The organism is Variovorax sp. DXTD-1 (genome assembly GCF_003984625.1).
Taxonomy (GTDB): Bacteria; Pseudomonadota; Gammaproteobacteria; order Burkholderiales; family Burkholderiaceae_C; genus Variovorax.
The window spans coordinates 1-1,912 of the sequence record NZ_RWKH01000057.1 but is presented as its reverse complement, the minus strand read 5'-3'; the positions used below and the strand labels follow the sequence as shown (position 1 = coordinate 1,912).

The window sequence follows — 1,912 nt, the reverse complement described above, 5'->3', positions numbered from 1 at the left end:
CCTAGAGGTTCCCACGAACGGCCGTTGAGAAAATGCAGAAACCGACCATAAAACCCGATCTGTCGAAAACTTTCGAGTGGAGCAAATACTTCACCAATGCGGGTCGAGCAATGAAACAACCACGCATTCCTGTGGACTTCAACGAAATGCTGGAGTCTGACTTGGTGCTGCTATCGCAGACTGACTTCCGAACGGATTCTTCAGGGGCAACGATCCATCTAAGCGAAGGACTTCTCGTACACGTCTACGAAGAAGATGTAGGTGATGAAGGGTGCCCCGACAATCTGATTGCCCAAGGAAAAGCGGAAAAAAGAACAGGCGATTCGAGTTGGGGTAACTCCGCAATATGGTGTTGCCGGATTGATGGGAATGGCATACGACATGAGTCGGAGCTTGCCGAATGGCTGCGAATTTGATAGCGCCGACGAGCGGATCCCCCTTCCCCGGTTGCGTCGCACGCGACGTGAAGTGGTGTCACGATTGACGCCAATGGGAACATGTACAGAGCAAGCGTGAATTCCGCTCCGGGTATGACTGTCAAGGAACTCTCAGCGACGATCCCGAACCCCAAACTTGGCGTCACCACTGTTGGAGATGTTCGCCGCTTGGGTGGTGACGTTACCCCCAAGCCAACCCCAAACAATCCGGTCCACTGCGAAATGTGCGGCATCACTCCACAGCAGGCTGAGCAACTGTTTACGCCAGTTAGACAAAACCCTAATCGATAGGCCATGTGCATGAAAAAAGAACTTCTCGACGAACAGCGAATTGCTGCAATCGCCGCACGAACAGACGCCGCAACAAGTGGCCCCTGGAAAGCAATGCTTGAGGGGCGCGATCATTCAAGCGGTTCGAGTTGCATCGTTACAGCGATCGGTGGTATTGACCTCGATGGTGCAACGGATCTCGATATCGAATTTATGGCCAATGCTCGTCAGGACATTCCGTATCTCATCGCCGAACTGCGCCGCGTTACTTCTCTTCTGTCTGCCTAAACCTAGTCAGCGGCGCGGGAATGTATAGCTATGGCAACAATACCCCCTCGGCGGTTCACCACAGGAATATCTGGAGGGGCAAAGCAAGTTTCGCGACCAGCAAGTCACAGTCATCCCTCGCACGCCAGCCCAAGATGAAGGTGCGTTGGACAACTTGGCCCGCAATGGGTGCAGGAATTGCGTCGGATTACTTGACAACTGTGCCGTACGTACCGATTCGGCTTTGCGGGCAGCTGGAGTGCCGACAAACATGTCACCATTCCCTGGCGGCGTGGCGCGTGATGCGATGCGAGCGCCGGGCGCGCAAAATTACTACATTCCAAAGGGAGGTCCTATTCCTCTGGAATTGAGTGAGGCCCTTGGACGATTCAATCCGCCGAATGTGCCATGAACCCAAACTTTCGAGCGAGGCGAAAGCCGCAGGGAATTTATTGGTGGACGCTGGGCCTGTGGGTTCTCGTGGTTGCCTGCCATCTTGCTTGGTTCATGGTTGAGGGCACGTCGCCGCAGACTGATGAAACCTATGCGAAGGGTTTTATTTTCCAGGCTGTGGCTTTCGCTTATTTCCGCCTTCCGTATTGGCTCGGAGGACTCATCGCGGTTCTAGTCCTCGAGTTCGCAATCTTTGGAAAAAAAGATCGCTGAATAAACAGCTTAGGAAGCTGGCAGATCTGCAATTGACCTTGGTGGCAGCGGCAAAAGACGTGGTGTAGAACGCGTCATATTTAGCGTTGAAGACGGTGTGGTGACCATCCATGACATCGACAACTACCATAAGTGAAGATATATGACTTGGGAATATCGAATAATGAGCCGAGGCGGCGCGGTCGCTATCTACGAGGTTTACTACTATGAAGACGGTAGGATACGGGGGTACAGTGCGGAACCAACGTTTCCTGCGGGCGAAACCGTTGAAG

At 53.1% G+C, this 1,912-nt stretch carries 3 protein-coding genes; all 3 read left to right on the top strand.

All coding sequences use genetic code 11. The features are described from left to right. Window positions 1-32 precede the first annotated feature (32 nt). The 3 genes from EJI00_RS24780 to EJI00_RS24770 all read left to right on the top strand — a co-directional run bounded on the left by EJI00_RS24780 (window position 33) and on the right by EJI00_RS24770 (window position 1,640). On the top strand, window positions 33-416 hold the full coding sequence (locus tag EJI00_RS24780) for a hypothetical protein (protein WP_221885072.1): 384 nt from the start codon (window positions 33-35) through the stop codon (window positions 414-416). Between the two features lie 321 nt (window positions 417-737). Further along, window positions 738-995 (top strand): hypothetical protein, encoded by a 258-nt coding sequence (locus EJI00_RS24775; RefSeq protein WP_126750110.1) that lies wholly within the window; start codon window positions 738-740, stop codon window positions 993-995. A 387-nt stretch (window positions 996-1,382) separates the two neighbouring features. Continuing rightward, window positions 1,383-1,640: a hypothetical protein gene (locus EJI00_RS24770; protein WP_126750109.1), complete on the top strand. Its 258-nt coding sequence runs from the start codon at window positions 1,383-1,385 to the stop codon at window positions 1,638-1,640. Window positions 1,641-1,912: the final 272 nt, after the last annotated feature.